This is a genomic window from Halogeometricum sp. CBA1124 (assembly GCF_009741955.1).
Lineage (GTDB): Archaea > Halobacteriota > Halobacteria > Halobacteriales > Haloferacaceae > Halogeometricum > Halogeometricum rufum.
On the sequence record NZ_WPCD01000208.1, the window covers coordinates 1 to 6,547 of the forward strand.

Below are 6,547 nucleotides of genomic sequence, written 5' to 3' on the forward strand. Positions count from 1 at the left end.
GTTCCGCCTGTATCTCCGCGTTCGTCACCACCTGCTGCTGGGTGTCCCGTTCGAGGCGTCGCCGGCGTCGGACGTACGTCACCCGCCGACGAGGACGATGCAGAACGTGACGCCGACGAGGACGAAGGCGAACGTCGCGGCGTAACTGCGCCGTATCCGGCGCGGGAGGAGGCGGTGGAACGCGGACCGACCGTCGTCAGTCATGCTCGAACGGTCGCTCCCGGCGTAGCAGGTCGTCGCGGGTCCGGTCGGCGGTCCGCGAGACCCGGTCGAGTTCGCGCCGTAACTCCCGATACGCGGGGTGGTCGTGTACCTCCGTGACGGCCGTCGACGCCTCCAGTACGGCCCGCTTTCGAGCGAGCGCGAAGTAGTCGCGCACCTGTTCGTCGTACGTCTCGCGCGTCAGCGACGCCTCGACGGTCCGCGTCACCTCGTCGCGGCCGACCGGTTTCACGAGGTAGTCGTCGAACGGCATCGAGACGACGTCGAACTCGGGGTCCACCGCCGTCACCATCACCACCGGGCAGTCGACGCCCTCGGCGCGGAGAGTATCGAGCAGTTCGTCGCCGGTAGTCTCCGGCATCTGTCGGTCGAGGAGGACGACGTCGGGGTCGAAGTCCGACGCGACGGCGTCGAGTGCCGCCGCGGCGTCGTTCGCCTGCCGCACCTCGTACGCGTCGGCTAACCACGCGGCGTACAGTTCGGTCAGCGACGGTTCGTCGTCGACGGTCAAGACGGTCTGGGGCGCGTCGGTCATGGGTGGTGGTCGGCAACCGGTCGCCTCACACTACGACGGCCGGCACTCGGTCGTACGTCACTCGAAGCGGTCCATAAGCTGTGCTAATAGGTCTCCGGAGCGGTACATTCGTCTTCAGATTACAGTTCGAGAAGCGGGAGTCACGTTGCCGCGTCCCCGGCGACGCCCGCCGAGACCGGACTGCATATACCGACACAATCCTACCCTCCGCGCATGCGAACCGTCGACGCTGCCGGACTCGAAATCGGCGACGACCACCCGCCGCGAATCATGGGCGTGCTGAACGTCTCGAAGGAGTCGCCGTACGACCCGAGCGTGTTCGACGACCCGGGTGAGGCCGCCGAGTACGTCGAGACGGAACTCGTCGAGGAGGGGGCCGACATCGTGGACGTGGGGCTGGAGTCCGCGAACAAGAAGTTCGAAGTGCTCTCGGCGGACCAGGAACTGGACCGTCTCGACACCGCCGTCGAGGTGCTGGAGAGCGTCGCCGGCGACGCCGTCTTCTCCATCGAGACGCGCTACCACGAAGTCGCCGACGAGGCGCTCTCCCGCGGGTTCGACATGGTCAACGACATCTGCGGGTTCGCCGACCCGGAGATGCCGACGGTCTGTGCGGACCACGACGCCGCCGTCGCGAAGATGGCGTCGCCCCCGGACCTCGAACGGCCGGGCGCCGTCGAGGAAGTGGACGACATCTACGACGCCCTCGAACTGAACGGCTTCACCGACAAGACCATCGTCGACCCGGCGTTCGGCGGGTGGTCGGAGGCGAAGACCCTCGCCCACGACCGAGAGACGTTCCGTCGCCTCCGGGAGTTCCGCGGGTACGGCTACCCCATCCTCGTCTCCATCAACCGGAAGAACTTCCTGCGGGAGGTGGCCGGCCGGGATACGGCGGCGGCCCTCCCCGTCTCCCTCGCCGCCACGTCGATGGCCGTCGAACGCGGCGCGCACGTCGTCCGGACGCACGACGTGGCCGAGACGCGCGACGCCGCCCTCATCGGCAAGGAGTTCGCCCGCCGACGGACGCGGGCGACGGGCGACGTGAGCGTCGAGGAACTCGACGTGACGACGCCCCGCGAGGCGGAACGGCACCTCGACAGACTCGGCGTCGAGACGCCCGAGTCGGTCGCCTCGGAGGCCGTCGTGCGCGTCTTCGAACTCGCGGGACTCTCCGACGACGACGTGCGGACGCTGGCCGCCGCGGCGGGCGACGCGGGTGCGACGGTGGCCCGCGGTGCGACCGAGGGCGACGCCGACGGACACCGAGTCCTCCTCGTCGGGACGCCGCGCGCCCTGACGGAGACGGCGGCGTTCGCGACGGGCGCGTCGAGTTCGCTCGACTCGGCCCTCGAAGCGGTCGACGACGGCGTCCTGTGAGTAAACTGAAACACGTCAGAGTAAGAGAAAACTTATGCCGGACGACCGTGAATCGGCCGACTGGAAGCCGGAAGGGCACGCGGGTAGGGGTACTTGGTGCCATTCCGGTCCACACCGTACTACAGTCGAGGAGCCGTAGCTATGGAGTTTCTCGACTGGGACCCCGTCTACGAACTGATTCTGGACGACTTCGGCTACCCGCGCGAGGGCGACGAACGCGCCCGCGACGTGATGGCCGCGTACGCCCGCCCGTTCGACGCCGACAGACTCGACTGTACGGGTCGCACCGTCGCCGTCGTCGGCGCGGCCCCGTCGCTCTCTGACGAGGTGGACGCCGTCGCCGACGCGGGCCTCGTGTTCGCGGCGTCGACGGCGGCGGACGTGGTCCGCGAGGCGGGGTACGAGGTGGACCTGATGGTGACCGACCTGGACAAGAATCCCGAGACTGCGCTCCGGCGGACGCGGGCGGGCAGACCGGTCGCCGCGCACGCCCACGGCGACAACGTGCCGGCGATACGCGAGTGGTTCCCGCGATTCGACGCCGACCACGTCCTCGCGACGACGCAGGCGGAACCGGTCGACGGCGTCGTCAACCACGGCGGATTCACCGACGGCGACCGGGCGGCGTTCCTCGCCGACGCGTTCGGCGCGGCCGACCTCCGGTTCGTCGGCTGGGAGTTCGACGACCCGACGGTGGGCGCGGAGAAGGCGAAGAAACTCCGGTGGGCCGAACGACTGCTCTACTGGCTGGAGCGACGGCGCGGCGACCGGTTCGCGGTGCTCGACGGGCGACGCGACGCGATAGAACCGCTGTAGCCTCGGGGAGAGTCCCGCCGTCGCGGCCGCGCGGTCAGGCCTCGGCGTCCCGCGGTCGGGGCCGGTCGAAGTGGACCGGTTCCAGTTCGGCCTCGAACAGGTGGGCGGCGCACCCCTCGCAGGTGGCCGCGAGCACCGAGTCGGCGTCGGGCGTGTGGCCGTCGACGTGGGTGATTCGAACCGCGCCGTCGCAGGTCGGACACCAGTCCAGACACAGTCTGAGCGCCGCGAGCGCGCGCGTCCGCATCGGCGGCGAGAGCGCCCACCACTCGGGGTACGTCTCGCGGAACTCCTCGACGGCGGTCACGTCGGCGACGAACGCGGCGCGCGAGGGCCACCGCCCGGCGCGCGTCCCGCGGACCGTCGCGACGAGGGCCCCCTCCTCGGCCACCCACCCGAGTTCGACCGCTCGACTGGGGGCCGACAGTAGGTCCGCGAGGACCGCCTCGTCCTCGCTCCTGTCGCCGACGGAGAGGATGCGGCGCCGCCACGCGCGTTCGAACGACGGTTCGACGCTCGGAACCCGGTTCTCCCCCTCGTCGACGAGGACGCCCGCGCGCCGCAGGTGTCTCTCGACGGACTCGACGTCCGCCGTGTCGCGGCGCGGCGACTCGTCCCGCCGCAGTCGCCGCCGAACCGCCTCGACGGCGCGCCGGCAGGACCGCCGAACCCGTCGCCGCACTCGCGGACTGTCGGCGACGACCACGCCGGCCGTACTCACGAGAACGAACGAGACGACGACGCCGGCCGTCGGCCACCGGGCGGCCATGCCGACGACGACGCCCGAGAGGACGGCGAACGCCGCGACGAGGAGGACGACGACGCGCGGGTCGCGACGGCGTCGCATAGCGAGCGCTGTCGAACGGACCGACGACCCGACGGTCACTGCGCGTTTGACGACGCGGTCGAGCGTTCTCGTCACTATCGACACTACAGTAGGTCCCGGGGGTTAGGTATGCGGCACTTACTACCGTTTCCCGACGTGTCGGCCGATTTTTCGCCCTCCCTATCGTTCGTTAAGTTCTCGCACGCCGACGCCGTCGGCCCGCTAACCACCGAATACTCTCGCGTAAAGCTCTCGCAAACGGGACAGAGTCGCGAAACAATCAGACGAACGGATACGTCGGGGACGACGCGTCGATAACTTGAGGGTCGTCTCGTCCTTGCGTCCCGTATGCAGATATTCTGGCACCGGCGCGACCTGCGGGTGGCGGACAACCGCGGCCTCGCGACGGCGGCCGAGTCGGGCGCGGTGGTCCCCGTGTTCGTCTTCGACGACGACGTGTTGGCGCACCGCCGGTGCCCCCGCGTTCGGTTCATGCTCGACGCTCTCGCGGCGTTGCGCGAGGCGTACCGCGAACGCGACTCGGACCTCGTGGTCGTCCGCGGGGACCCCGCCGAGGAACTGCCCCGACTGGCCGCCGAGTACGACGCCGACCGGGTGGTCTGGAACAGGGACTACTCGGGCCTCGCCCGCACTCGCGACGCCGCCGTGCGGCGGGCGCTGAACAACGCGGGCGTGGCCCGCGAGGCGGTTCACGACGCCATCCACCACGAACCCGGGTCGATAACGACGAACGCGGGCGACCCCTACTCCGTCTACACCTACTTCTGGAAGAAGTGGCGCGACAGGGAGAAGGCGGACCCGTTCGCGTCGCCGGACGCGGACTCGTTGGCCGACGTGTCGGGCGCGGCCCTGCCGAGCATCGAGGACCTCGGGTTCGCGGAACCGGAGGCGGCGGTGCAGGCGGCCGGGACCGAGGCCGCGCGGGAGCGTCTGGGGACGTTCTGCGCGGACGGCATCTTCCGCTACGCCGAGGACCGCGACTATCCCGAACGCGACGCCACCTCCCGCCTCTCGACGGACCTCAAGTGGGGGACGATAGGCGTCCGAGAGGTGTACGCGGCGACCGAAGACGCCGCCGCGGAAGCCGACGGCGGCGACGAGGCCGAGTCCGTCGAGGAGTTCCAGTCGCAGTTGGCGTGGCGGGAGTTCTACGCGCACGTCCTCTTCTTCAACCCCGAGGTGGTGACGGAGAACTACAAGGAGTACGAGAACGACATCGCGTGGCGCGACGACGACGAGGCGTTGACCGCGTGGAAGGAGGGCCGCACGGGCTATCCCATCGTCGACGCCGGGATGCGGCAGTTGCGCGCGGAGGCGTACATGCACAACCGCGTGCGGATGATCGTGGCCGCCTTCCTCACGAAGGACCTCCTCCTCGACTGGCGCGAGGGGTACGCCCACTTCCGCGAGTACCTCGCCGACCACGACACCGCCAACGACAACGGCGGGTGGCAGTGGGCCGCCTCCACCGGGACGGACGCGCAACCCTACTTCCGCATCTTCAACCCGACGACGCAGGGGGAGCGCTACGACCCCGACGCGACGTACATCAAAGAGTACGTCCCCGAACTCCGCGACGCCGACGCCGACGCGATTCACGACTGGCCGAACCTCTCACCGACCGAACGTGAACGGGTCGCCCCCGACTATCCGGCCCCCATCGTCGACCACGCCGACCGGCGCGAAGAGGCCATCGCGACGTTCGAGGCGGCCCGCGGCGACGACGACTGACGGCGCGGGGGGAACGCGACGTTCGGCGACGGAGATTGCGGGGAGAAAGCGGCGTTCGCCGACGGTGAGAACCGACCGTTAGGCAACCGTTTTCTCGGTGGCGACCCCATCTCGGTCCATGCACGTCGAGATTCTCCTGTACGACGGCTTCGACGAACTCGACGCCGTCGGCCCGTACGAGGTGTTCGAGACGGCGGGTGCCTTCGGTGCCGACTGCGGCGCGCGACTCGTCACGCTCGAACCGAGCGAGTCGGTCACCGCGAGTCACGGCCTGCGCGTGGGCGTCGACGGGACGTTCGACGCCGGCGGCGGAGTCGACGGCGGCGACTCCCCGGCCGTCCTCCTCGTGCCCGGCGGCGGGTGGAGCGACCCCTCGCGACCGGGTGCGGGGATGGAGGCCGAACGCGGTGCCGTCCCGGACGCCGTCGCCGAACACGCCGAACGGGGCGGCGTCGTCGCCGGCGTCTGCACCGGCGGGATGCTCCTCGCACACGCCGGCGTCCTCGACGGCCGCCCGGCCGTCACGCACGCGAGCGCACTCGACGACCTGCGAGCGATGGACGCGGCAGTGCAGGACGCGCGGTTCGTCGACGACGGCGACGTCCTCACGGCGGGCGGCGTCACCTCCGGCTTGGACCTCGCCCTCCACCTGGTCGAACGCGAGTGCGGACGCGACGTCGCCGAACGCGTGGCGGGGGAAATCGAGTACGACCGCGAGACTAGACCGCTCGAAAACTGACCGCCCGCGAGACGGTCACCGGAAGTGACAGTCAAGTGTTATCATACCTCTCCTCAACGTTTAACAGCATTCCAAGACAAGGAAGGGGTGGAGGAATCTACCATGAGCTACGAACTCGACCCCCTGCCGTACGATTACGACGCACTCGAACCGCACATCTCCGAACAGGTGCTCACGTGGCATCACGACACCCACCATCAGGGCTACGTGAACGGCTGGAACAGTGCGGAGGAGACGCTGGAGTCGAACCGCGAGGAGGGCGACTTCTCGTCGTCGG

The 6,547-nt window shown here is 69.6% G+C and carries 7 protein-coding genes and 1 pseudogene; 5 read left to right on the plus strand and 3 right to left on the minus strand.

Going from position 1 to position 6,547, the window contains the following annotated elements; all coding sequences use genetic code 11:
- Positions 1-78 precede the first annotated feature (78 nt).
- Positions 79-204, minus strand: coding sequence for a hypothetical protein (locus GJ632_RS24900; protein WP_255473605.1), 126 nt, complete (start codon positions 202-204; stop codon positions 79-81).
- Positions 197-757 (minus strand): response regulator, encoded by a 561-nt coding sequence (locus GJ632_RS18210; RefSeq protein WP_191453685.1) that lies wholly within the window; start codon positions 755-757, stop codon positions 197-199. The genes GJ632_RS24900 and GJ632_RS18210 overlap by 8 nt, the downstream gene beginning before the upstream one ends.
- 213 nt (positions 758-970) lie before the next feature.
- On the opposite strand from GJ632_RS18210, the gene folP reads away from it, so the two are divergent.
- Together folP and GJ632_RS18220 are read left to right on the plus strand one after the other, a co-directional pair.
- Entirely contained in the window at positions 971-2,137 is a 1,167-nt protein-coding gene (gene folP, locus GJ632_RS18215; RefSeq protein ID WP_191453686.1) for a dihydropteroate synthase, read from the plus strand.
- A 141-nt stretch (positions 2,138-2,278) separates the two neighbouring features.
- Positions 2,279-2,953 carry a 6-hydroxymethylpterin diphosphokinase MptE-like protein gene (locus GJ632_RS18220; RefSeq protein WP_191453687.1) on the plus strand — a complete coding sequence of 225 codons (675 nt, stop codon included), beginning with the start codon at positions 2,279-2,281 and terminating at the stop codon, positions 2,951-2,953.
- Positions 2,954-2,987: 34 nt separating this feature from the next.
- Here GJ632_RS18220 and GJ632_RS18225 read toward each other — a convergent pair whose 3' ends face one another.
- A complete protein-coding gene (locus tag GJ632_RS18225; RefSeq protein WP_191453688.1) occupies positions 2,988-3,800 on the minus strand; it encodes a hypothetical protein in 813 nt (270 codons plus the stop codon).
- 327 nt (positions 3,801-4,127) lie between these two features.
- Between GJ632_RS18225 and GJ632_RS18230 the strand changes: the two genes are divergently transcribed.
- From GJ632_RS18230 to sod, 3 genes and pseudogenes are all read left to right on the plus strand, one after another.
- Positions 4,128-5,531, plus strand: a complete 1,404-nt coding sequence (locus GJ632_RS18230; RefSeq protein WP_191453689.1) for a deoxyribodipyrimidine photo-lyase — start codon at positions 4,128-4,130, stop codon at positions 5,529-5,531.
- Positions 5,532-5,649: 118 nt separating this feature from the next.
- Positions 5,650-6,270 (plus strand): DJ-1/PfpI family protein, encoded by a 621-nt coding sequence (locus GJ632_RS18235; protein ID WP_191453690.1) that lies wholly within the window; start codon positions 5,650-5,652, stop codon positions 6,268-6,270.
- A 102-nt stretch (positions 6,271-6,372) separates the two neighbouring features.
- Positions 6,373-6,547: pseudogene (sod, locus tag GJ632_RS18240) on the plus strand (superoxide dismutase [Mn]); the annotation flags it as partial.